General features: G+C 64.2%; 21 protein-coding genes. 8 read left to right on the top strand and 13 right to left on the bottom strand.

The features are described from left to right. Positions 1–38 precede the first annotated feature (38 nt). The 7 genes from LDZ24_RS02825 to LDZ24_RS02795 form a co-directional block, all read right to left on the bottom strand. On the bottom strand, positions 39–743 hold the full coding sequence (locus LDZ24_RS02825) for an ABC transporter ATP-binding protein (protein ID WP_159837870.1): 705 nt from the start codon (positions 741–743) through the stop codon (positions 39–41). Positions 744–761: 18 nt separating this feature from the next. Further along, the gene (locus LDZ24_RS02820) at positions 762–1,538 is read right to left on the bottom strand and encodes an ABC transporter ATP-binding protein (protein WP_175939658.1); all 777 of its coding nucleotides are present in this window, start codon (positions 1,536–1,538) and stop codon (positions 762–764) included. Between the two features lie 15 nt (positions 1,539–1,553). Then, on the bottom strand, positions 1,554–2,723 hold the full coding sequence (locus LDZ24_RS02815; RefSeq protein WP_248321451.1) for an ABC transporter ATP-binding protein: 1,170 nt from the start codon (positions 2,721–2,723) through the stop codon (positions 1,554–1,556). 24 nt (positions 2,724–2,747) lie between these two features. Continuing rightward, positions 2,748–3,698 carry a branched-chain amino acid ABC transporter permease gene (locus LDZ24_RS02810; RefSeq protein WP_248321449.1) on the bottom strand — a complete coding sequence of 317 codons (951 nt, stop codon included), beginning with the start codon at positions 3,696–3,698 and terminating at the stop codon, positions 2,748–2,750. A gap of 221 nt (positions 3,699–3,919) precedes the next feature. Further along, complete coding sequence (locus tag LDZ24_RS02805) at positions 3,920–5,137, bottom strand: branched-chain amino acid ABC transporter substrate-binding protein (protein ID WP_248321447.1); 1,218 nt, start codon at positions 5,135–5,137, stop codon at positions 3,920–3,922. Between the two features lie 359 nt (positions 5,138–5,496). Next, entirely contained in the window at positions 5,497–6,465 is a 969-nt protein-coding gene (ispH, locus tag LDZ24_RS02800; protein WP_248321446.1) for a 4-hydroxy-3-methylbut-2-enyl diphosphate reductase, read from the bottom strand. A gap of 2 nt (positions 6,466–6,467) precedes the next feature. Continuing rightward, positions 6,468–6,923 carry a peptidylprolyl isomerase gene (locus LDZ24_RS02795; RefSeq protein WP_206467698.1) on the bottom strand — a complete coding sequence of 152 codons (456 nt, stop codon included), beginning with the start codon at positions 6,921–6,923 and terminating at the stop codon, positions 6,468–6,470. Positions 6,924–7,127: 204 nt separating this feature from the next. Here LDZ24_RS02795 and radC point away from each other — a divergent pair, with 204 nt between their 5' ends. The 4 genes from radC (at position 7,128) to nadB (ending at position 10,505) form a co-directional block, all read left to right on the top strand. Beyond that, the gene (radC, locus tag LDZ24_RS02790) at positions 7,128–8,015 is read left to right on the top strand and encodes a DNA repair protein RadC (RefSeq protein ID WP_248321444.1); all 888 of its coding nucleotides are present in this window, start codon (positions 7,128–7,130) and stop codon (positions 8,013–8,015) included. A gap of 262 nt (positions 8,016–8,277) precedes the next feature. Continuing rightward, positions 8,278–8,511: a 50S ribosomal protein L28 gene (gene rpmB, locus LDZ24_RS02785; RefSeq protein ID WP_175939651.1), complete on the top strand. Its 234-nt coding sequence runs from the start codon at positions 8,278–8,280 to the stop codon at positions 8,509–8,511. Positions 8,512–8,522: 11 nt separating this feature from the next. Beyond that, positions 8,523–8,690, top strand: coding sequence for a 50S ribosomal protein L33 (gene rpmG, locus LDZ24_RS02780; RefSeq protein WP_007180630.1), 168 nt, complete (start codon positions 8,523–8,525; stop codon positions 8,688–8,690). A gap of 216 nt (positions 8,691–8,906) precedes the next feature. Beyond that, a complete protein-coding gene (gene nadB / locus LDZ24_RS02775; protein ID WP_248321442.1) occupies positions 8,907–10,505 on the top strand; it encodes an L-aspartate oxidase in 1,599 nt (532 codons plus the stop codon). A gap of 3 nt (positions 10,506–10,508) precedes the next feature. Here the strand turns inward: nadB and nadC are convergent, their stop codons facing one another. From nadC to purN, 6 genes are all read right to left on the bottom strand, one after another. Beyond that, positions 10,509–11,381 (bottom strand): carboxylating nicotinate-nucleotide diphosphorylase, encoded by an 873-nt coding sequence (gene nadC, locus LDZ24_RS02770; RefSeq protein ID WP_248321440.1) that lies wholly within the window; start codon positions 11,379–11,381, stop codon positions 10,509–10,511. After that, a complete protein-coding gene (gene nadA, locus LDZ24_RS02765; protein ID WP_248321438.1) occupies positions 11,381–12,508 on the bottom strand; it encodes a quinolinate synthase NadA in 1,128 nt (375 codons plus the stop codon). The genes nadC and nadA overlap by 1 nt, the downstream gene beginning before the upstream one ends. A 102-nt stretch (positions 12,509–12,610) precedes the next feature. After that, on the bottom strand, positions 12,611–13,810 hold the full coding sequence (locus LDZ24_RS02760; RefSeq protein ID WP_248321436.1) for an acyl-CoA desaturase: 1,200 nt from the start codon (positions 13,808–13,810) through the stop codon (positions 12,611–12,613). 251 nt (positions 13,811–14,061) lie between these two features. Then, positions 14,062–15,438, bottom strand: a complete 1,377-nt coding sequence (locus LDZ24_RS02755) for a mechanosensitive ion channel family protein (protein ID WP_248321434.1) — start codon at positions 15,436–15,438, stop codon at positions 14,062–14,064. A gap of 7 nt (positions 15,439–15,445) precedes the next feature. Beyond that, the gene (locus tag LDZ24_RS02750; RefSeq protein ID WP_248321433.1) at positions 15,446–16,783 is read right to left on the bottom strand and encodes an RsmB/NOP family class I SAM-dependent RNA methyltransferase; all 1,338 of its coding nucleotides are present in this window, start codon (positions 16,781–16,783) and stop codon (positions 15,446–15,448) included. Continuing rightward, positions 16,780–17,430 carry a phosphoribosylglycinamide formyltransferase gene (purN, locus tag LDZ24_RS02745; RefSeq protein WP_248321431.1) on the bottom strand — a complete coding sequence of 217 codons (651 nt, stop codon included), beginning with the start codon at positions 17,428–17,430 and terminating at the stop codon, positions 16,780–16,782. Before purN ends, LDZ24_RS02750 begins: the two co-directional genes overlap by 4 nt. A gap of 166 nt (positions 17,431–17,596) precedes the next feature. On the opposite strand from purN, the gene LDZ24_RS02740 reads away from it, so the two are divergent. The 4 genes from LDZ24_RS02740 (at position 17,597) to coaBC (ending at position 23,290) form a co-directional block, all read left to right on the top strand. Further along, the gene (locus tag LDZ24_RS02740; RefSeq protein WP_175939644.1) at positions 17,597–18,592 is read left to right on the top strand and encodes a bifunctional riboflavin kinase/FAD synthetase; all 996 of its coding nucleotides are present in this window, start codon (positions 17,597–17,599) and stop codon (positions 18,590–18,592) included. Positions 18,593–18,691: 99 nt separating this feature from the next. Continuing rightward, the gene (gene ileS / locus LDZ24_RS02735) at positions 18,692–21,523 is read left to right on the top strand and encodes an isoleucine--tRNA ligase (RefSeq protein ID WP_248321430.1); all 2,832 of its coding nucleotides are present in this window, start codon (positions 18,692–18,694) and stop codon (positions 21,521–21,523) included. Further along, positions 21,523–22,029, top strand: coding sequence for a signal peptidase II (gene lspA, locus LDZ24_RS02730; protein ID WP_175939642.1), 507 nt, complete (start codon positions 21,523–21,525; stop codon positions 22,027–22,029). The genes ileS and lspA overlap by 1 nt, the downstream gene beginning before the upstream one ends. Positions 22,030–22,084: 55 nt before the next feature. Further along, on the top strand, positions 22,085–23,290 hold the full coding sequence (gene coaBC / locus LDZ24_RS02725) for a bifunctional phosphopantothenoylcysteine decarboxylase/phosphopantothenate--cysteine ligase CoaBC (protein WP_248321428.1): 1,206 nt from the start codon (positions 22,085–22,087) through the stop codon (positions 23,288–23,290). Positions 23,291–23,294 lie beyond the last annotated feature (4 nt).

The following is a 23,294-nucleotide window of genomic DNA, read 5'->3' as shown; positions in this document are numbered from 1 at the left end:
AAAGAAAGCCCCCCGCCCCGCGAGAAAAGAAAACCCCGTCACTCGCCCAAATAAGCAGCCCGAACCTTAGGATCATCGAGCATGACCTTAGCATCGCCGGACATGGTGACGGTACCCGAATCCATCACATACCCGCGATTAGCGGCCTGAAGCGCCAACCGAGCATTCTGCTCGACGAGCAGCACCGTCAGCCCTTCGCTGGAAATCTCGCGAACGACTTCGAAGATCTTCTCAACCATGATCGGCGAAAGTCCCATCGAAGGCTCATCCAAAAGCAGCAGTTTCGGACGCGACAACAACGCACGCGCCATCGCCAGCATCTGCTGCTCGCCGCCGGACAGCGTGCCCGCATACTGCGACGCCCGCTCCTTCAGACGCGGAAAGAAGCCGAACATCCGTTCGGTGTCCTTCTGAATGCCATCCGAATCGTTGCGCAGGTACGCGCCCATCTGCATGTTCTCGAGAATCGACATGCGCGCGAAAATGCCGCGGCCTTCCGGCACCATCGCGAGGCCGCGCTTCAACAGCTCGTGCGTGGGCACGCCCTTGATCGACTGGCCCATGTACTCGATATCGCCACCCGAGAACGGCTTCAGGCCCGTGATGGCCTTCATCGTCGTGGTCTTGCCCGCGCCGTTCGCGCCGATCAGCGTGACGAGTTCGCCCTGCCCGACTTCCAGATCGACACCCTTCACCGCCTGGATGCCGCCGTAGTTCACCTGCAGACCCTTGACCTTCAACATTGCGCTTGTGGTCGCCATTTAGTGCACCCCCGCACCCAGATATGCCTCGATCACCTTCGGGTCCTTCTGCACGTCCTGCGGCAGACCCTCGGCGATCACCTTGCCGTAATCGAGCACCGTCATGCGGTTGCACAATCCCATCACGAGTTTCACGTCGTGTTCGATCAACAGAATCGTCTTGCCGTCCGCGCGAATCTTGTCGAGCAGGCGCGTGAGTTCCACCTTCTCCGTCGCGTTCATGCCGGCTGCGGGTTCGTCGAGCGCGAGGAGCTTCGGATCGGTCGCCAAAGCACGCGCGATTTCCAGACGACGCTGGTGGCCATACGACAGATTGCGCGACGTGTAGTCCGCGTATTGCAGCACGCCGACGTACTCCAGCAGTTCCAGCGCGCGCTCCTTGATTTCCTTTTCTTCGCGACGCTCGGCGGGCGTCTGGAACACCGCGCCGATCAGGCCGTGCTTCGTGCGCACGTGGCGGCCGACCATCACGTTCTCCAGCGCGGTCATCCCGCCGAAGAGGCGAATGTTCTGGAACGTGCGCGCAATGCCCGCCTTCGCCACCTGATACACGGCGGTCGGTGTGTAGGCTTCGCCGTCGAGCTTGAATTCGCCGGAATCCGGCGTGTAGAGGCCGGTGATGACGTTGAAGAACGTCGTCTTGCCCGCGCCGTTCGGGCCGATCAGGCCGTAGATTTCGCCTTCCTTGATTTCGAGGCCCACTTCCGACAGCGCCTGCAAGCCGCCGAAACGCTTGTTCACGCCCTTCACGGACAATCGAGTACGTTTGTCGCTCATTTTTGATTCCCCCGCTTAGGCGCGCACCGGCTTCTTGCCGTTGCGCTTCGCGATCTTCGCGATCTTGTCTTCGTGTTTCGCGGCGGGCCACAGGCCTTCCGAGCGATACAGCATGATCAGCACCATCGCCAGGCCGTACAGCAACTGGCGGATAACTTCGGTATCCACGATCTGATGGCCGAAGACGGCGTTTTGCAGCGGACCCATCGTCGAGCGCAGGAATTCGGGGAACACGGCGAGCAGCACCGCGCCGAGAATCACGCCCGGAATGTGGCCCATGCCGCCGAGCACCACGCACGCCAGCACGACGATCGACTCCCAGAACGTGAACGATTCCGGCGACACGAAGCCTTGGAACGCGCCGAACATCGCGCCCGACAGGCCGCCGAACGACGCGCCCATCGCGAATGCGAGCAGCTTCACGTTACGCGTGTTGATGCCCATGGCCTTCGCGGCGATTTCGTCTTCGCGGATCGCAGCCCATGCGCGGCCGATACGCGAGTGTTGCAGGCGCGTACAGACCCAGATCACGATGAGCGCGCCGATCACGAACAAGTAGTAGTACATGTACACGGACGGGAACTTCATGCCGAACAGCTCGTGCGTCTGCGACAGATTGAAGCCCGCCACCGTCACCGGATCGATGCCCGTAATGCCCTTCGGGCCGTTCGTGATGTTCACCGGACGGTCGAGGTTGTTCATGAAGATCCGCACGATTTCACCGAAGCCGAGCGTCACGATAGCGAGGTAGTCGCCACGCAGACGCAGCGTCGGTGCGCCGAGCAGCACGCCGAACGTGGCGGCGAGCGCCATCGCGACCGGCACGATAAGAAGGAACGGCACATGCAGCCCGCCCGGCGCGAGATGCGCGATCCATTCGAACTGCGAGGTCAGCTGCGGCGAAGACAAGAGCGCCGCCGTGTACGCGCCGACCGCATAGAACGCGATGTAGCCCAGGTCGAGCAGGCCGGCGAAGCCGACCACGACGTTGAGACCGAGCGCGAGCATCACGTAAAGCATCGCGAAGTCGAGCACGCGGACCCAGTAGTTGCCGCCGGCTGCGCCGATCACCATCGGCGCGGCGATCACGAACGCGGCGACGATGATGCCGACGACGAGCGTCTTGCCCGTGTTTTTCTCGGGGATGAGCGTCGTAGACGGCTCAATCGGTTGAATCGAAGTCATTTTGTAGAGCTCCTCACACGGTCTTTAAGCGCGGTCCGCGACACGTTCGCCGAGCAGACCCGACGGACGGAACACGAGCACGATGATCAGCACGATGAAGGCGAACACGTCCTGATAGTTACTGCCGAAGACGCCGCCCGTCAGATTGCCGATGTAACCGGCGCCCAACTGTTCGATCAAACCGAGAAGCACGCCGCCGACCATCGCGCCGCCCAGGTTGCCGATGCCGCCCAAGACCGCTGCGGTGAACGCCTTCAGGCCGGGAATGAAGCCCATGTAGAAGTGCGCGTTGCCGTATTCGGACGCGATCATCACGCCGGCGAGCGCAGCAAGCGCCGAGCCGATCATGAAGGTCGCCGAGATCACGAAGTTCGGGTTCACGCCCATCAGCGAAGCGACGCCGGGGTTTTCCGCGATCGCGCGCATCGCGCGGCCGAGCTTGGTCTTGTGCACGAGCAGCAGGAGGCCGCCCATCACGAGGAACGCCACCACGATGATGACGATTTCCGTCATCGAGATGACCGCGCCGGGACGCGTTTCAGTCGCGGTGATGACGTTGATCGGGTCGGTGGGCAGAAGCTGCGGGAACGCGAGCGGGTTGCGGCCCCAGATCATCATCGCGACCGTTTGCAGCAGGATCGACACGCCGATTGCGGTGATGAGCGGCGCGAGACGCGGCGCCTTGCGCAGCGGCCGGTACGCGACGCGTTCGATGGTGTAGCCGACGATCGCGCAGACGATCGCCGCGACGATAAGCGCGATCGTCAGCATCATCGGGCCGGGCATCGAGGGAAAGTGGTTCTGCATGACGCCGATGGCTGAAAGGGCCACCATCGCGCCGACCATCAGCACGTCGCCGTGCGCGAAGTTGATGATGCCGAGAATGCCGTACACCATCGTGTAACCCAACGCGATGATGGCGTAGACGCTGCCAAGCACCAGACCGTTGAGGATCTGCTGGATGAAAATATCCATTTAAAGCTCCTTAGCCCCGTGCGACCGGATGACGCTTTTATCACCGGCCGATAAACCGGTGTGAAGCGAAATCTGGAGCGGCACTGCGCGTACTTTTAAAAAAACCGGTAAGGGTTAATCGCCTGTCGTTGCGCCCGCCGCCGGATAGGTGCGGGCGTCCGCCAGACGGATGCGAAACGGCGCTTGTCGGATAGGCGCCGCAAGACTGCAAACGCCTGCTGCTACTGCTTCACGACGTCGAGCACGTCCTTCTTTTTGTCCTTGAAGTCGTAAAGCGTGATGGTGCTCGTCTTCAGATCGCCTTTGTCGTCAAAAGCGATATGCCCCGTCAGACCGTTGAAATCCGTCGTGGCCATCGCCGCGAGCACCTTGCTCGCTTCGATGGAATTGGCGCGCTTCATCGCATCGACGATCACGTACACCGCGTCGTACGTGAACGGCGCGTAAATCTGCACTGGCGTGTGAAACCGTGCCTCGTACTTCTGCGCGAAGTCCGCGCCCTTGTCCATCTTCGCGAGCGCGGGCCCCGCTTCCGAACACACGACGTTCTGCACCGCGTCGCCCGCCAGTTCCGGCAGTTGCTGCGTGCAGACGCCGTCGCCCGCCAGAATCTTCGCCTTCACGCCGAGCGCCGCCGCTTCTTTCGCGAACGGGCCGCCCGTTGCGTCCATGCCGCCGTACATCACGGCGTCCGGCTGCATGCGCTTGATCTTCAGAAGGATCGCCTTGAAGTTGCGCGCCTTCTCCGATGTCGTCTCGCGCGCGGCGACCTTCACGCCGCCCGCCTGCGCCGTCTTCGCGAACTCGTCGGCGAGGCCGCGGCCGTAGGCGGTGGCGTCGTCCACGATCACCACTTTCTTCGCGTGCAGCGTCTTGATCGCGTAGCCGGCCAGCACGGGGCCTTGCAGCGCATCGGTTGCGACCACGCGGAAGGTTGTCTTGTAACCCTGCTTCGTGTACTGCGGGTTCGTCGTCGACGGCGAAATCTCCGCGATGCCCGCATCGCTATAAATCTTGGACGCCGGAATCGATACGCCCGAATTCAAATGGCCGATCACCGCGACCACATGGTCATCTACCAGGCGCTGCGCGGCTTCTTCGCCGGTGCGCGGGTCGGCTGCGTCGTCCTGGCTGTCGAGCACGAGGCGAATGGAGCGCCCGTCGATGGTGAGACCCTGCGCGCTGATTTCCTCCAGCGCGAGCCGCGCGCCGTTTTCGTTGTCTTTTCCTAAATGCGCCTGCGTGCCGGACAACGGCGCGACATGGCCGATCTTCACCACCGTCGCTTCGCTCGCCGGTGCCGGCGCAGCCGTCGCCGCCGTCGGGGCGCTTGCCGCCGGTGCTGCTCCGCTCGCTCCGCCTTCGTCCTTCTTGCCGCATGCGGTTGCCATTGCAACCGCAGCCGCGATGGACACGGCGTAAGCAAACTTGAATCGCATCAAATGAGATCTCCTGCGCCTTTCAGAACCGTTGCCAGAGGCCCTTCCGGACTCAGGACGCGCGAATTGTAACGCTAAATATGAGACGAGCAATATTCTTGCGTGGCGGGGTTTTCCAGCATTGCAACCCGCATTTTTCGGCGATTTTCGCGCTAAAGCGCAACCCGGTTGCGATCCGGTTTTGTGCAGTAGTTGCACCATTCCGGGAGCGGGGTTTAATCGGTTCGGCGACGGGTACGTTTGCGCGATTGCTTACATATGGCGGCGCCCCCTGATGGTGCATCCGTCTCTTAGGCCCGACAATGCGCGCAGGCGAAAAAAAAGCGCCCGCAGGCGCTTTTTCGAAGGTTTCGTCTAACTTATTGTGGCAACGACAAGCCGCGCGGCAGCGGAAACGAGATGGTCTCTTCGATCCCTTCGAGCGAGCGCACGCTGCGCACGCCGAGTTCGCGCAGCCGCGCGATCACGGCCTGCGCGAGCACTTCCGGCGCCGACGCGCCCGCCGTCACGCCGATGCGCTTCTTGCCTTCGACCCAGTTCGGATCGATCTGCGTCGGCGAATCCACCATATAGGCGGGGATGCCGCTGCGCTCGGCCACTTCGCGCAGCCGGCTCGAATTCGAGCTGTTCGGGCTGCCGACCACGATCACGACATCGCACTGCGGCGCGAGGAACTTCACCGCGTCCTGGCGATTCTGCGTCGCGTAGCAGATGTCCTGCTTCTTCGGCTCCTTGATCGCGGGATACTTGTTCTTGAGCGCGTCGATGATGGCCGAGGCGTCGTCGACCGAAAGCGTCGTCTGCGTCACGTACGCAATGCGGTTCGGGTCGGGCAGATCGAGCTTCAGCACGTCCTCGATATCTTCGACCAGATGCATGCCTTCGCCGGACTGCCCCATCGTGCCTTCGACTTCGGGGTGTCCCTTGTGGCCGATCATCACGATATCGAAGCCTTCCTGCCGCATCTTCGCGACTTCCATGTGCACCTTGGTCACGAGCGGGCACGTGGCGTCGAACACGCGCAGCCCGCGCGTTTCCGCTTCAACGCGCACGGCTTTCGAGACGCCGTGCGCGCTGAAAATCAGCGTGCTGCCTTCGGGCACGTCCGACAGTTCCTCGATAAAGATCGCGCCCTTCTTGCGCAGATCCGCGACCACGTACGCGTTATGCACGATCTCGTGGCGCACGTAGATCGGCGCGCCGAACAGCTTGATCGCGCGCTCGACGATTTCGATCGCGCGGTCCACGCCCGCGCAGAAGCCGCGCGGCTGCGCGAGCAGGATTTCGACGTCGGTTTCGATATCGGTGAGGCTTTCGATCAGGCTCATGGCTACAGAATTCCGATGATTTTCACTTCGAACGCCAGCGTCTGGCCGGCAAGCGGGTGATTGAAGTCGAAGAGCGCCGACGTCTCGCCCACTTCCTTGAGCACGCCCGCGTAGCGCCCGCCGTTGGGCGCGTTGAATTCGACGAGATCGCCGGGAGAAAAATCCTCGCCGACCATGCTGTTTTCGCGCAGCGTCGCGAGCGACACCCGCTGCAGCAGTTCCGGATTACGCGGCCCGAACGCCTGCTCCGGCGTTAGCCGAAAGGTCGAATGGTGGCCGACCTTGAGCCCGAGCAGAATTTCTTCGAGCGGCGGGGCGAGCTGGCCCGCGCCGAGCAGGAGCGTGGCGGGCTTGTCGGTGAAGGTGTTGACGATGTCGGCGCCGTCGGCCAGTGCCAGCCGGTAATGCAGCGTGACATGGGAGCCGGGCTTGACCTCGGAGATATCGATGATGCTCATGAGTATTGGATGTGGCGGTTCAGTCGAAAGCGCGGCGTGGGCCGGGCGAGCGGCGGCTCGTCGGCGCGAAGCTGCGAACCGCGTGGCGCAGGGTCGAAACGGGCGCCAAAACCGCTATTGTAAGACAGAGTGGTCCGGCGACGCGTCAGGCGCGTGCGGCGTTGGTGCGGCGGCGCGCGAAACGCCGTCGGTGGAGGGTGGGCGATGACGGGCGCTGTGGAGCCGGTGGCCGGGGTGAATGCCGCGTCAGGTGCCGGGCTGGTTGGTGGGCCGGTTTCCGCGTCGGTTGACGAGCCGATTGCCGCGTCAGGCGCCGATGCGGTTGACGGACCGCTTTCCGCGTCAGTTGACGAGCCGGTTGCCGCACCGGTTCCGAGCGCGCCAGCGGAGGCCGCGACGACGCCCCGGCTCGGCACACTCGCCATCTCGCAATGGGACAAGGCCGACCGGCCGCGCGAACGCCTGCTTAAATCCGGTGCCGAGACGCTTTCCGACGCCGAGCTGCTCGCGCTGTTCCTGCGCACCGGCGTGCCCGGCCTCACGGCCGTCGATGTCGCGCGTGCACTGCTGCGGCGCTTCGGCTCGCTGCGGTCCATGCTGGGCGCTTCCGCGGCCGAACTCAGCGCCGAACGCGGCATCGGCGAGGCGCGCGCCGCGACGCTCATCGCGGTATCTGAATTGTGCCGACGCGCGTTGGCGGAGCGGGCGCGGGATCGAATGCTTTTGAATTCGCCGGGCGCGGTCGAAGACTTTCTGCGCCTGAAAATCGGCACGCGGCCGAACGAAGTGTTCATTTGCATCTATCTCGACGCGCGCCATCAGTTGCTGGACATCTGCGAGGAAGCGCGGGGCTCGCTCACGCGCGTAGCCGTTTATCCGCGCGAAATCGTCAAGCGCGCGCTTTCGCTGAATGCGGCCGCGCTGATCGTCGCGCATAATCACCCTTCCGGCGCCAATCAGCCGAGTGCGGGCGATCGCAAGCTCACGCGCACGCTACTCGACGCGCTCGCGCTCATCGACGTGAAGCTGCTGGATCACATGATCGTCGCGTCGAATGACATTTTTTCGTTCGCGCGGGAAGGCTGGCTGTGAGGTGGCTGCGAGATGGGCTGTGAGATAGGCTGTGAAGCGGGTTCGCGGACCAGCAAAAAAGCCGAAACGTCTTGATAACGCACGGCTTTTCCTGCTAGAATCCGCGTTTGCTTTTCTCAACCCACCTGTTCTGAGCTTACGCGGTCCTCATTGGCATAACCGTGCTGCCAAGTTCCCGGTAAAGGCAACCAGGGAAAAAGAGGTCGGCTTACAGCATCCGCTGCGCCGAGCGTAGGAATCAGACTGTATTAGGAGTGCTCGCATGGCACGCGTATGCCAAGTAACTGGGAAAGGGCCGATGTCCGGCAACAACGTTTCCCACGCCAACAACAAGACCAAGCGTCGTTTCCTGCCGAACCTGCAGAACCGCCGTTTCTTCGTTGAAAGCGAAAATCGCTGGGTCCGTCTGCGCGTCTCGAACGCCGGTCTGCGCCTGATCGACAAGAACGGTATCGACTCCGTGCTCGCAGATCTGCGCGCACGCGGTGAAATCTAAGGAGCACGCACATGGCCAAGGGCGCACGCGACAAGATCAAGTTGGAATCGACCGCAGGCACGGGTCACTTCTATACGACGACCAAGAACAAGCGCAACATGCCGGAAAAGATGCTGATCAAGAAATTTGATCCGGTCGTCCGCAAGCACGTTGAGTACAAGGAAACCAAGATCAAGTAAAGCGGCGTTGTTCCGCGCAAGCGGAAGACGGACCGCACTTGAGATTGAGTGCCTGACGAAGACAGCAAAAAGCCCCGCTCACGCGGGGCTTTTTGTTTTTGCCGCCCGCTTTTCATGCGCGTTTCACATGGTCGTGCATGGGTTTTCGCGGTTTCCCGGCGCTCGCGCGTTATGCTTGCCGGCTATCGACAACGACAGCGACGGAGACACGCCGGCATGAACTTCGATGTAGCGATCGTGGGGAGCGGACTCGCGGGCCTGAGCGTCGCGCTGAATCTGGCCGAGACGCGGCGCGTGGCGATCATCGCGAAGCGGGCGGTGAGCGAAGGCGCGAGCGACTGGGCGCAAGGCGGCATCGCGGCGGTGCTGGATTCGGCGGACAGCGTCGACGACCACGTGGCCGACACGCTCATCGCGGGCGGCGGCCTGTGCGACGAGGCGGCGACGCGCTACATCGTCGAGAACGGGCGCGCCGCGATCCAATGGCTGATCGACGAAGGCGTGCCCTTCACGCGCGACGTCTCCGCCGAACTCGGCTTCCATCTAACGCGCGAAGGCGGACATAGCCATCGCCGCATCATCCACGCCGCGGACGCCACCGGCCACGCGGTCGTCACGACGCTCGGCGAGCGCGTGCGCAATCATCCGAACATCACCGTTCTCGAAGACCACTACGCGATCGACCTGATCACGTCCGACCGGCTCGGGCTGCCAGGCCATCGCTGCCACGGTCTGTACGCGCTCGACCTGAAAAACGGCCGCACCGTCACGATCGAGGCGCCGCATACGGTGCTCGCAACGGGCGGCGCGGGCAAGGTCTATCTCTATACGACGAATCCCGATACCGCGACCGGCGACGGCATCGCGATGGCGTGGCGCGCGGGCTGCCGGGTCGCGAACATGGAGTTCATCCAGTTCCATCCGACCTGCCTCTTTCACCCGTACGCGAAGTCGTTTTTGATCTCGGAAGCCGTGCGCGGCGAAGGCGGCGTGCTGCGCCTGCCGGACGGCACGCGCTTCATGCCCGCGCACGACGAACGAGCCGAACTCGCGCCGCGCGATATCGTCGCCCGGGCGATCGACTTCGAGATCAAGAAGCGCGGCATCGACTGCGTGTATCTCGATATCAGCCACCAGCCGCGCGCGTTCCTCGAAGAACACTTCCCGACCATCCTCGCCCGCTGCCGCGAGTTCGGCATCGATATCGCGAAGGAGCCCATCCCCGTCGTGCCGGCCGCGCACTATACCGGTGGCGGCGTCGTGACCGATCTCGCCGGGCGCACCGACCGTCCCGGGCTCTATGCGGTCGGGGAAACATCGTGCACGGGGCTGCACGGGGCGAACCGGCTGGCGAGCAATTCGTTGCTGGAATGCATCGTGGTCGGCCGGGCGGCGGCGGCCGCCATCGAAGCGGACGGTTTCTCCGCCGGATGCCACGCGCCCCTGCCCGACTGGGACGAAAGCCGCGTGTCGGATCCCGACGAGGAAGTCGTCGTCGCGCATAACTGGGACGAGCTGCGGCTTCTGATGTGGAATTACGTCGGCATTGTGCGCACGGACAAGCGGCTCGCGCGCGCCCGGCATCGCATTGCGCTCCTGCGCGACGAAATCCACGAGTACTACGCGAATTTCAAGGTGAGCCGTGACTTGCTTGAACTGCGCAATCTGGTGGATGTGGCGTCGCTGATCGTCGAAAGCGCATGTTCGCGACGCGAAAGCCGCGGCCTGCACTACAGCCGCGACTGGCCCGAAACCTTGCCGAAGGCGCTGCCGACCGTGCTGACGCCGCCGGCGGCGCGGCGGCGCGCGGTCTGACGGCTAGATAAGCCGCATCGAATAATCGGTGGCGCGCACGTCTTTCGTGAGCGCGCCGATCGAAATGCGGTCGACGCCGGTTTCCGCAATCGCCCGCACGGTTTCGAAATTAACGCCGCCCGACACTTCCAGCAATGCGCGGCCCGCCGTCACGCGCACGGCGTCGCGCATGGCGTCGAGCGTGAAGTTGTCGAGCAGAATGGACTCCGCGCGGTGCGCGAGCGCCGTTTCGAGTTGCGCGAGCGTCTCGACTTCGATTTGAACCGGCACGCCCGCGTTCAGCGCGAGGGCCGCGTCCATCGCTGCGCCGACGCCGCCCGCCGCCGCGATGTGATTTTCCTTGATCAGAATGCCGTCGTAGAGTGCGAGCCGCTGGTTCGCCCCGCCGCCGACGCGCACCGCGTACTTCTGCGCGAGCCGCAGGCCCGGCAGCGTCTTGCGCGTATCGAGAATGCGTGCGCGCGTGCCTTCGATCGCGTCGACGTAACGGCGCGTCGCGCTTGCCACGCCCGAGAGCAGTTGCAAGAAGTTGAGGCCATTGCGCTCGGCCGTGAGCAGCGAGCGCGCGGGGCCGTGCAGCAGCGCGACGGGCGTATCGGCGGCCATGCGCTGCCCTTCGCGATACTGCCATTCCACTTCGATGGACGCGTCGACGCGCCGCATCACCTCGTCGAACCACGGCGCGCCGCACAGCACGGCTTCTTCCCGCACGATGATCCGCGCCGTGCGCCGCGCGTCGGCCGGAACGAGGCGGCCGGTCACATCGCCGGTGCCGATGTCTTCGGCGAGCGCATCGGCGACATTACGCGCGAGCGCCGCGTCGAATGCTTCGCCGTATTGCGAACGGACTTCGTCGAAAATCGGTGAGTACGGCATCACGCGGCTCCCACGTTCGAAAACAGCGCGGTGTCCTTCGCCAGATCGCCGCTCGCCTGCACGCGTTTCTTGTGACGCGCGGCGAAATCGAGCATCCGGTCGATCGGCACGCGCGCGCGCTGCCCAATGGCGGCGTCGACGTGAATCTCGTTATGCCCGCGTTCGAGCACGTCGGCGAGGTTCGCGAGACCGTTCATCGCCATCCACGGACAATGCGCGCAGCTCTTGCACGTGGCGCTGTTGCCGGCCGTCGGCGCTTCGATGAACGTCTTCCCCGGCGCGGCGAGCCGCATCTTGTGCAGAATGCCGAGATCGGTCGCGACGATGAAGCGGCTCGCGTCGAGGCGCACGGCGGCGTCGATTAGCTGCGTGGTCGAGCCGACGACATCGGCCAGCTTTACGACCGCTTCCGGCGACTCGGGATGCACGAGAATCTTCGCGTCCGGATACTCGGCGCGCAGCAGATCCAGTTCGATGCCCTTGAACTCGTCGTGAACGAGACAGGAGCCCTGCCACAGCAGCATGTCCGCGCCCGTCTTCTTCTGGATGTAGCCGCCGAGGTGACGATCCGGCGCCCACAGAATCTTCTCGCCGCGCGCGTGCAAATCCGCGACGATCTCGAGCCCAATGGACGACGTGACCATCCAGTCGGCGCGCGCTTTCACGGCGGCGCTCGTGTTCGCATACACGACGACCGTGCGGTCGGGATGCGCGTCGCAGAACGCGGCGAATTCGTCGGCGGGACAGCCGAGGTCGAGCGAGCACGTGGCGTCGAGGTCAGGCATCAGCACGCGCTTGTCCGGGCTCAGAATTTTGGCGGTCTCGCCCATGAACCGCACGCCCGCGACAACCAGCGTCTTTGCCGCATGATCGCGGCCGAAACGCGCCATTTCGAGCGAATCGGCGACGCAGCCGCCGGTTTCGTCGGCGAGTTCCTGTAGCTCGGCATCGACGTAATAGTGCGCGACCAATACGGCCTGTTCCCGCCGCAATAGCGCGCGAATGCGCTCCTTCAACGCGCGCTTTTCCTCCGGCGACGGCGCCTGCGGCACGCGCGCCCACGCCTCGCCTACTCCACACGTCAGCCCTTGCGGCCGGTCGTACTCGACGCTTTTGATCGCCTGCATGTCCCCTGTCTCCTGCCGAATCCAGCGAAAATCCGTCGCCCATAAACAAAAACCCCGCCAGAGCGGGGTCTTGTGACGTCTTCGAATTTTAGCGGATATCGCTTACAGGGCGTAGCGACGCAGACGCAACGCAAAGTCCTGCAACGCCTTGATGCCGCTTTGTTCCGCGCGATGACACCAATCCTGCAACTGCGCCAGCAGTTGCTCGCGCGATGCGTTCGAGCGGTCCCACATCGCCGCCAGATCTTTGCGCAGTTCGATGTACGTGCGCAGTTTCTGGTTGTCCGAGAACAGTTCCGGCAGTTGCTTGCGTTGCGGCTCGTTCAGGCCGTCCTCGTCCTTGTGGAACCACTTGCGCGCGCCGCGCATCAGCTGATACTTCTCGCGCGCGCCGGCTTCCTTCAGCTTCACGAGTTCCTGCTTGTACGCACGCTTGAGCGCCTTGCCGTAACGCGCCATCACTTCGTAGCGGTTCGCGAGCACGGCTTGCAGGGTGTCGTGGTCCGGCACCGACTTCGATTCCGACAGGCGCGGCGTGGGCGCGAGCTTCTTCACCTTCGCGAGGCCGATGGCCGACAAAATGCGGATGTACAGCCAGCCGATATCGAACTCATACCACTTGCTCGACAGCTTGGCCGACGTCGCGTAAGTGTGGTGATTGTTGTGCAACTCTTCGCCGCCGATCAGGATGCCGAGCGGGAAGATGTTCGTGCTCGCATCGCTCGAATTGAAGTTGCGATAACCCCAGAAGTGCGCGAGACCGTTGACGACGCCCGCCGCCCAGAACGGAATCCAGATCATCTGCACGGCCCACACCGACAGCCCGACGATGCCGAACAGCGCCACGTCGATGACCATCATGATGCTGATGCCGAGGATCGGATAACGCGTGTACACGTTGCGCTCCATCCAGTCGTTCGGCGTGCCGTGGCTGAAGCGGCGCAGCGTTTCTTCGTTCTTCGCTTCGGCGCGATACAGTTCCGCGCCTTCCAGCAGCACCTTCCAGATGCCGCGCGTTTGCGGGCTGTGCGGATCTTCTTCGGTCTCGCACTTCGCGTGGTGCTTGCGGTGGATGGCCGCCCACTGGCCGGTCAGCATGCCGGTGGTCATCCACAGCCACAGGCGGAAGAAGTGGCTCGCGATGGGGTGCAGGTCCAGCGCGCGATGCGCCTGGCAGCGGTGCAAATAAATGGTGACGCCCGCGATGGTGACGTGCGTCATCGCCAGCGTGAACAGCAGAATCTGCCACCAGGAGAAATCCAGCAATCCGTTGGCGAGAAATTCGAGGGAGGAATTCAGCAAGGCAATTTACCTATGTAGCTGTGAAATTCGGAAAAAATGGCCGACGAAAACTGTCGAAAATCGACTGCATCGCCGCATGTCGGGCGCGTGAAAGGTCAGCGCCGAAGTTCGATCGCATTCTACTGCATGCGTTCCAAGTCGTTGTCGTAAAGGTGAATTTTTTTGAATCTCGGCCCTACGAGAAAAATCTCACGCGGCCAAGAATGGCGTCACCCTTGCAAAAACGGAAGGAATGGCGCACTGCTGTTGCTTCAGGCGGCGCTTCCAGCCTTTGACGGGGGTGCATCGCCCTGAAAACCGGCATTTTCTACCGATTCACTCGGCGCACCGCCGACGATCCGCACTTCGCGCTGCGCGTACGGAATCTCGATGCCATGCTCGCAGAATAACCGCCACACGCTGCGATTGACTTGCGACTTAACGCCGCCCGTGCCCTTCGCCGCGTCCTCGATCCAGAAGCTCAGTTCCAGATTGATCCCGTCCGCGCCGAAACTCGCGAGCAGCGCCGCGGGTGCCGGATCCTGCAACACCCGCTCGACGCCCTGCGTTGCTTCGACGAGAAGTCGCATCGCGCGTTCCACGTCCGAGCGATAACTCACCTGCACCGCGATCTTCGCGTTGCCGCGCGTCAGATACGACGAGTGATTCTGTACGACATCGGTAATCAGCTTTTCGTTCGGAATCAACGTTTCGATGCCGTCCAGCCCGCGCACGACCGTGTACCGCGTGCGAATCTGCGTGACGGTGCCCTGAAAGCCGCTGACGTTGATCATGTCGCCGAGCCGCAGCGACCGGTCGAGCAGAATGATGAAGCCCGACACGTAATTGCTGGCGATCTTTTGCAAGCCGAAGCCGAGCCCGACGCCGAGCGCGCCGCCGAACACGCCGAGCACCGTGATGTCGATGCCGACGATCGACAGGCTTACGAGAATCGCCGCGAGAAACATCAGCGCCCGCGCGACGCGCCCGAGCACCACTTTGAGATTCGCGTCGAGCGAGCGCGAACGCATGAGGCGGTCGTCGAGCAGCGCGCCGGCCCACATCGCCACGATCAGCGTCACGCACACCCAGAGCACGCCCGAGGCGAGCGAGAGCAGCGTCATGTGCGCGTTGGCGAAGTTGAAGCGCACGCTCGCCATCCAGCGCACGACGTCGTCCTGAATGCCCATCACCGTGAGCAGCATCGCGAACCAGACGAGCACCGTCACCACTTTCTCGAACAGAAAAAGCAGCGCGCCGGCCTCGTGGTCCGCGCCGCCCGTCGCGCTCTTGCTGAACACGCGGCGCACCACGTAGAACATCGTGTAGATCACGGTAATGCCGCAGAGCGGCACCAGCGCGAGCCGCAGCAGCGCGGTGTGCATGACGGGCGCGAGCGCAAGTTGCGCGACCCAGACGAAGACGGTCCCGAGCAGCGGAAACAGCGCCTTGTTGAGACTCTCCGCGCCGAAGCGGACGGCTTCGAAGCGCGACTGGCGCCGCGCGTCGAGCTGTTTGCGCAAGAGACCCGCGCACCACCACGCGATGGCGACGAGCGCGATCAGCGCGCCGACTTGCCACAGCACTTCCGGCTCGCCGAAGTCCCGGACGAGCCGTTCCGACAGGTGGCTCAGAAAGCGGTTCTGCATCGGGCGCTTATGCGCTCTCTTCCCCGGCGCTTGCTTCCCCGGCGCTTGCTTCTCCGGCGTTTTCATCCGCCGCTTGCGCCTTCGCCCCGGGCACGCGCTCCAGCACGGCCGCGAAGAAGCCGTCCGTGCCGTGCTTGTGCGGCCACAGCGACAGATACTCGCCCGTGTCGAGTTCGATGCGCTGCTCGGCCAGCACGTCGCGCGCCGGCACCACGCGGAAGTTCGGATGCGTCTCCAGAAACTGCGCGACGACGCCTTCGTTTTCCGCTTCGAGCATGCTGCACGTCGCGTAGACGAGACGGCCGCCCGTCTTCACGAGCCGCGCGGCGCTCGTGAGAATGGAAAGCTGCTTCGGCGTCAGTTCCGCGACGGTCGCGGGCGACTGCCGCCACTTGAGGTCGGGATTGCGGCGCAGCGTGCCGAGCCCGGAGCACGGCGCATCGACGAGCACGCGGTCGATCTTGCCCGCGAGGCGCTTGATCTTCGCGTCGTGCTCGCTGTCGATCAGCACCGGATTCACGTTCGACAGACCGCTGCGCGCAAGACGCGGCTTCAGCTTCGCGAGCCGCCGGTCGGACACGTCGAAGGCATACAAACGGCCGGTGGAGCGCATCATCGCGCCGAGCGCGAGGGTCTTGCCGCCCGCGCCCGCGCAGAAATCGACGATCATCTCGCCGCGTCGCGGGGCCACCAGCGAGCACAGCAACTGGCTGCCCTCGTCCTGCACTTCGATCCAGCCTTCCTGAAACGGCTGCAAGCGCGTGAGCGCGGGCTTGCCTTCCACGCGGATGCCGAACGGCGCGAACGGCATGTCGAATGCGTCGATGCCAGCTTCGATGAGCGCCTTGCGCACGACGTCGCGGCTCGCCTTGATCGGATTCGCGCGCAGGTCGAGCGGCGCCGGATAGTTCAGCGCGGCGGCAAGCTGCGCGAGCTCGTCCGGCTCGAAGCGCTTGGCCATCGCGTCGTAGATCCACTGCGGCAGGTTCGTGCGCACGCGCACCGGCAGGCTCGCGGGATCGATCTTCGACACTTGCGCGAGCCACTGATGCTCGTCCGCCGAGACGAACGGCTTGAGCGCGGTGAGGCCCGCGGTCTGCATCAGCCCGAGCAGCGCGAGACGCCGCGCCTGATTGCCCGTGCCGCTTTCCGCGAGATGCGAAAACTCCATCTTCCGCCGCAGCACGGCGAAGACCGCCTCGGCAATCACGCCGCGCTCGCCGTGACCGAGCTTCGGGTGCGCGCGGAAGAAACGGCTCGTCGCCGCATCGGCGGGACCGGAAAAGCGGAGCACGTCCGCGAGCAACGTTTCGGTTTGACCAATCAGAAATCCATGCAGCCTCATGCGCCCTCCCCGGCAATGTCGGCAAAGAGCCACTGCGGCTCAGACGGCGTGAGGGCGACTCGTTCGCCCTCGATAGAAAGACGCCCTTCCACGAACCAGCGCACCGCGCGCGGGTAAATGATGTGTTCGACGGCGAGCACGCGCGCCGCGAGCGCGGCGGCGTCGTCGCCCGCGATGACCGGCACCGCGCCCTGCGCGACGATCGGCCCGTGATCCAGCTTCGCCGTCACGAAATGCACGCTCGCGCCGTGCACGCGCACGCCGGCATCGAGCGCCTGCTGGTGCGTGCGCAGCCCGGCAAAGCACGGCAGAAGCGACGGATGCACGTTCAGCATACGCCCGGCGTAGCGTTCGACGAACGCATCGGTGAGCACGCGCATGAAGCCGGCCAGCACGACGCAATCCGGCTCGAAGCGGTCGATTTCACGCGCGAGCGCGGCGTCGAACGCTTCGCGGCCGTCGAATTCCCGATGATCCACCACCACAGTCTCGATGCCGTTCGCGGCCGCGAAGCCGAGCCCGGCGGCATCCGGCCGGTTTGAAATGACCGCACAGACGCGCGCCGGCCAGCCCTCGCGCGCGCAAGCACGCACGACGGCCTCCATGTTGCTCCCGCGTCCGGAGATCAGAATGACGATTTTTCTCATCCGCGGATTTTATCATTCCGGGGACGGCGAAAATCGTGCCAGTAACACGACGGCGGCGCGCAAGTCGCTCCGGCGCCGCTGCCCGGCCGGCGCGCCCCTGCATCCGTGCGAGCGTTTATAATCGAACGCTTTGCAGCATCAGCCCTCCCACCGACCAACGCCTATCGTGAGAGTCTTTCGCGGCCTCCCCAATGCCGAAAGCCGGGCGCCCTGCGCACTGACCATCGGCAACTTCGACGGTGTCCATCGCGGGCACCAGGCGCTGCTCGCGCGCGTGCGGGCCGCTGCGGACGCGCGCGGGCTGCCGGTCTGCGTGATGACTTTCGAACCGCATCCGCGCGAGTTCTTCAATCCGGCCGGCGCGCCGCCGCGCATCGCCATGCTGCGCGACAAGCTCGAAGCGCTGCGCACGAACGGCGTGGATCGCGTGGTGGTCGAGCATTTCAATCACACGTTCGCGAGCCAGCCGCCGGACACGTTCGTGAAGAACGTCATCGTGGACGGCCTGCACGCGCGCTGGGTCATGGTCGGCGACGACTTCTGCTACGGCGCGAAACGCGCGGGCAATTTCGATTCCCTCAAGGCCGCAGGCGACAAGTACGGCTTCGAAGTCGAGCAGATGGCGACCGTCGCGCATCCGAACGGCGCGCGCATTTCGTCGTCGTCGGTTCGGGCGTCGCTCGTCGCGGGCGACCTTGACGCCGCGAACGTCGCGCTCGGGCGTCCGTATATCATCAGCGGCCACGTCGTGCATGGCGCGAAGCTCGGCCGCGATCTCGGCTTTCCCACGCTCAACCTTCCGATTGCCCACAAGCGCCCGGCGCTCGCGGGCATTTTCGTCGTGCGCGTGCATGGTTTGGCGGACGAACCGCTGCCCGCCGTCGCGAGCCTCGGCCTGCGTCCGACCGTGGACGATTCCGGCCGCGTGCTGCTCGAAGTCTTCGTGCTGGACTGGCACGGCGACGCGTACGGCAAGCTCGTGCGCGTGGAGTTTCTGAAGAAGCTGCGCGACGAGGAGAAGTACGTCGACCTCGAAACGCTGTCCGCCGCCATCGCGAGGGACGTCGACAACGCGCGCGCCTATTTCGGCCTGCCGCCCGCCAGCAACGCCGGCAGCCGCGCGACGGGCTTCGCTATTTCGGCCACCGACCGAATTAGGTGAGCGCGCCGTGCCGCATGATCCATGCGCGCATCGCCCGCTGCCCCGCCTCCGAATCATCGCGCGCCAACGCGCCGTCTCACCGAATTCACTGAGTCACCCATGAGCGACAAGAAAGAGAAAGCCTCCTCGAAATATCCCGTCAACCTGCTCGACACGCCGTTTCCGATGCGCGGCGATCTGCCCAAGCGCGAACCCGCGTGGGTCAAGGAATGGCAGGAGAACAAGGTCTACGAGAAAATCCGCGCGGCGAGCCGCGGCCGCAAGAAGTTCATCCTGCACGACGGCCCGCCGTATGCGAACGGCGACATCCACCTCGGTCACGCGGTCAACAAGATCCTGAAGGACATGATCGTCAAGGCGCGCAATCTCGCGGGCTTCGACGCCGTGTACGTGCCGGGCTGGGACTGCCACGGCATGCCGATCGAGATCCAGATCGAAAAGCAGTTCGGCAAGTCGCTGCCCGCCGCCGAAGTCATGCAGAAGGCGCGCGCCTACGCGAGCGAGCAGATCGAAAAGCAGAAGGTCGGCTTCCGGCGTCTGGGCGTGCTCGGCGACTGGGACAATCCGTACAAGACGATGAACTTCGTCAACGAAGCGGGCGAAATCCGCGCGCTGGCGAAGATCATGGAAAAGGGCTTCGTGTTCCGTGGCTTAAAGCCCGTGAACTGGTGCTTCGACTGCGGCTCGGCGCTGGCCGAAGCGGAAGTCGAGTACAAGGACAAGACCGATCCGACGATCGACGTGCTGTTCCCGTTCGCTGAGCCGGACAAGACCGCGCAGGCGTTCGGCCTGCCGTCGCTGCCGAAGACGGAAGGCGGCATCGTCATCTGGACGACGACGCCGTGGACCATCCCGGCGAACCAGGCGCTGAACGTTCATCCGGAGATCGTGTACGCGCTCGTGGATACGCCGCGCGGCTTGCTGATTCTTGCGGCCGAGCGCGTCGAAGCCTGTTTGCAGAACTACGGCCTGCCGGGCGAAGTCATCGCCACGACGACCGGCGCGAAGCTCGCGAACGTGCGCTTCCATCACCCGCTCGCGGCGGCGCATCCGGGCTACAAGCGCACGTCGCCCGTCTATCTCGGCGAGTACGTCACGACCGAAAGCGGCACGGGCGTCGTGCATTCGTCGCCGGCTTATGGCGTGGAAGACTTCGTATCGTGCAAGGCGCACGGCATGGCGGATTCGGACATCATCAACCCCGTGATGGGCGATGGCCGCTACATCGAATCGCTGCCGCTGTTCGGCGGCCTGTCGATCTGGAAAGCGAATCCCGAAATCGTGGAAGCGCTGAACCACGCCGGGTCGCTGCTCAAGACCGAGAAGTACACGCACAGCTACATGCACTGCTGGCGTCACAAGACGCCGATCATCTATCGCGCGACGTCGCAATGGTTCGCGGGCATGGACGTCACGCCGAAAGACGGCGGCAAGACACTGCGCGAAACGGCGCTCGAAGGCGTCGAGAACACGGCGTTCTATCCGTCGTGGGGCAAGCAGCGCCTTTTCAGCATGATCGCGAATCGTCCGGACTGGACGCTCTCGCGTCAGCGTCAATGGGGCGTGCCGATGGCGTTCTTCGTGCACAAGGAAACGGGCGAACTGCATCCGCGCACCATCGAATTGCTGGAGGAAGTGGCGAAGCGCGTGGAGCAAGGCGGCATCGAGACGTGGCAAACCCTCGACGCGCGCGAGCTGATCGGCGACGACGCGAACATGTACGAAAAGAACCGCGACACGCTCGACGTCTGGTTCGACTCCGGCACGACGCACTGGCACGTGCTGCGCGGCTCGCACAAGGAGGAGCTGCAATTCCCGGCTGACTTGTATCTCGAAGGCTCGGACCAGCATCGCGGCTGGTTCCATTCGTCGCTGCTCACGGCATCCATGCTCGACGGCCGCCCGCCCTACGACGCGCTGCTCACACACGGCTTCACCGTCGATGGCGAAGGCCGCAAGATGTCGAAGTCGCTCGGCAACGGCGTCGATCCGCACGAAGTGGCGAATCGCCTCGGCGCGGAAATCATCCGCTTGTGGATCGCATCGACGGACTATTCCGGCGAGCTCGCCATCTCCGAAGAAATTCTCAAGCGCGTGACGGAGACGTATCGCCGTATCCGCAACACGCTGCGCTTCCTGCTCGCGAATCTCTCGGATTTCGACTTCGAGAAGAACGCGGTGCCGGTCGCGGATTGGCTCGAAATCGACCGCTACGCCGTGGCGCTCACGCGCAACCTGCAGGACGACGCGCTCTCGCACTACGAGAAGTACGAGTTCCATCCGGTCGTCGCGAAGATCGCAACGTTCTGCTCCGAAGACCTGGGCGGCTTCTATCTCGACGTGCTGAAGGACCGTCTCTACACGACGAAACCCGATTCACGCGAGCGCCGCAGCGCGCAGACCGCGCTGTTCTACATCGCGCACGGCTTGCTGCGACTCGTGGCGCCGTATCTCTCGTTCACGGCGGAAGAAGCGTACAAGGTGCTGAAGCCCGGCCAGGACACGATCTTCGCCGAGGTCTACGCGACGTACCCGGACATTCCGAACGGCGGCGAGTTGCTGGACAAGTGGTCGCTGATCCGCTCGGCGCGCGGCGACGTGACGAAGGCGCTGGAAGAAGCGCGCACCGCGAACCTGATCGGCTCGTCGTTGCAGGCGGAAGTCGTCGTTCGCGCGAGCGGCGCGCGTTACGACGCGCTCGCGAGCCTCGGCGATGCGCTGCACTTCGTGCTCATCACGTCGCAGGCTTCGGTCGAGCGCGTGGCGAGCGAAGCCGAAGAAGGCGTCGACGTGACCGCGTCCCGCTACCTGAAGTGCGAACGCTGCTGGCACTACTGCGCCGACGTCGGCTCGCACCCTGAGCATCCGGGTCTCTGCGGCCGCTGCTTCTCAAACCTCTTCGGCGCTGGCGAAACGCGAGGCGCAGCATAATGGCAAGGACTATGGCGAAACAAAGTACTTCGAGCGGTTCGCTCGCGCCGTGGATCGGCGTCGCGCTCATCGTGATTCTGTTCGACCAGTTGACGAAGATCGCGGTGCAGAAGGTGTTCGCGTACGGCGAGCCGCATGCGCTGGCGCCCTTCTTCAATCTGCTGCTCGTCTATAACCGCGGCGCGGCGTTCAGCTTTCTGGCGGCGGCGGGCGGCTGGCAGCGCTGGGCGTTCACCGCGCTCGGCGTCGTGGCGGCGGCCGTCATCTGCTATCTGCTCAAGAAGCATTCGGCGCAGCGGCTTTTTTGCACGGCGCTCGCGCTCATCATGGGCGGCGCCATCGGCAACGTGATCGACCGGCTGGCTTACGGTCATGTGATCGACTTTCTCGACTTCCACGTGAAGACCTGGCACTGGCCGGCGTTCAATCTCGCTGACAGCGCGATCACGGTCGGCGCGGTGCTGCTGATTTTCGACGAACTGCGGCGCGTACGCGGCTCGAAGTGATGTGCTCAGGCGCGGCTCCCTTTGCGGAGCCGCGTTTTTTTGCGACGGAGGCAAGTTGGAACTCGCAGGCAAACATCTCGTGCTGGGACTGACCGGCGGCATCGCGTGCTACAAGATCGCGGAGCTCACGCGGCTACTGGTGAAGGCAGGCGCGACCGTGCAGATCGTGATGACGGAAGCGGCCACGGAATTCATCACGCCCGTCACCATGCAGGCGCTGTCGGGCCGTCCCGTGTACGTGTCGCAATGGGATGCGCGCATGCCGAACAACATGCCGCATATCGATCTGTCGCGCGAGGCGCATGCCATCGTCATCGCGCCTGCCTCGACCGACTTCATCGCCAAGCTCGCGCACGGCATGTGCGACGACCTGCTCTCCACGCTTTGCGTCGCGCGTGATTGTCCGCTGCTCGTCGTGCCCGCGATGAACCGCCAGATGTGGCAGAACCCGGCGACGCAGCGCAACGTCGCGCAGATCCGCGCGGACGGCGTGGAAGTGCTCGGACCGGATTCCGGCTCGCAGGCGTGCGGCGAAGTCGGCGACGGCCGCATGATCGAGCCGGAAGCCGCGTTCGAAGCGATCTGCGCGTTCTTTCAACCGAAGATTCTGCGCGGCCGCCGCGTGCTGATTACCGCGGGCCCGACGTTCGAGCCGCTGGATCCGGTGCGCGGCCTCACGAATCGCTCGTCGGGCAAGATGGGCTTCGCGCTCGCGCGCGCGGCGGCGCAGGCGGGGGCGGACGTGCATCTTGTCGCCGGGCCGGTTTCGCTGGCGACGCCGTGGGGCGTCTATCGCGAAGACGTGCAGACCGCGCAGCAGATGCACGATGCCGTCATGCAGGCCGCGTCCGATGCCGAGATTTTCATCGCGGTGGCGGCGGTGGCGGACTGGCGCGTCGATCACGCGAGCGAGCACAAGATCAAGAAGTCCGGCGATGCGTTGCCGGCGTTCAACTTCGTCGAGAATCCGGACATTCTCGCGTCCGTTGCGAATCTGCCGAATCCGCCGTACTGCGTCGGCTTCGCGGCCGAAAGCGGCGACCTCGACTTGCACGGCGAGGAAAAACGCATGCGCAAGAACGTGCCGCTCTTGATCGGCAACCTCGGGCCGCTCACCTTCGGCCGCGACGACAACGAAGTCGTGCTTTTCGAAACATCGGGCAGAACGCCGTTGCCGCGCGCCGATAAACAGTCGCTCGCGCGCACGCTGATCGCGGAAATCGCCAAGCGCGCGCCGAGCGGCGGCTCGCTTCTCTCGTAGGCTC

This window comes from Caballeronia sp. Sq4a (genome assembly GCF_023170545.1).
Lineage (GTDB): Bacteria > Pseudomonadota > Gammaproteobacteria > Burkholderiales > Burkholderiaceae > Caballeronia.
Note: the sequence above shows the minus strand (reverse complement) of the source record. Positions and strands in the feature narration are given on the sequence as shown.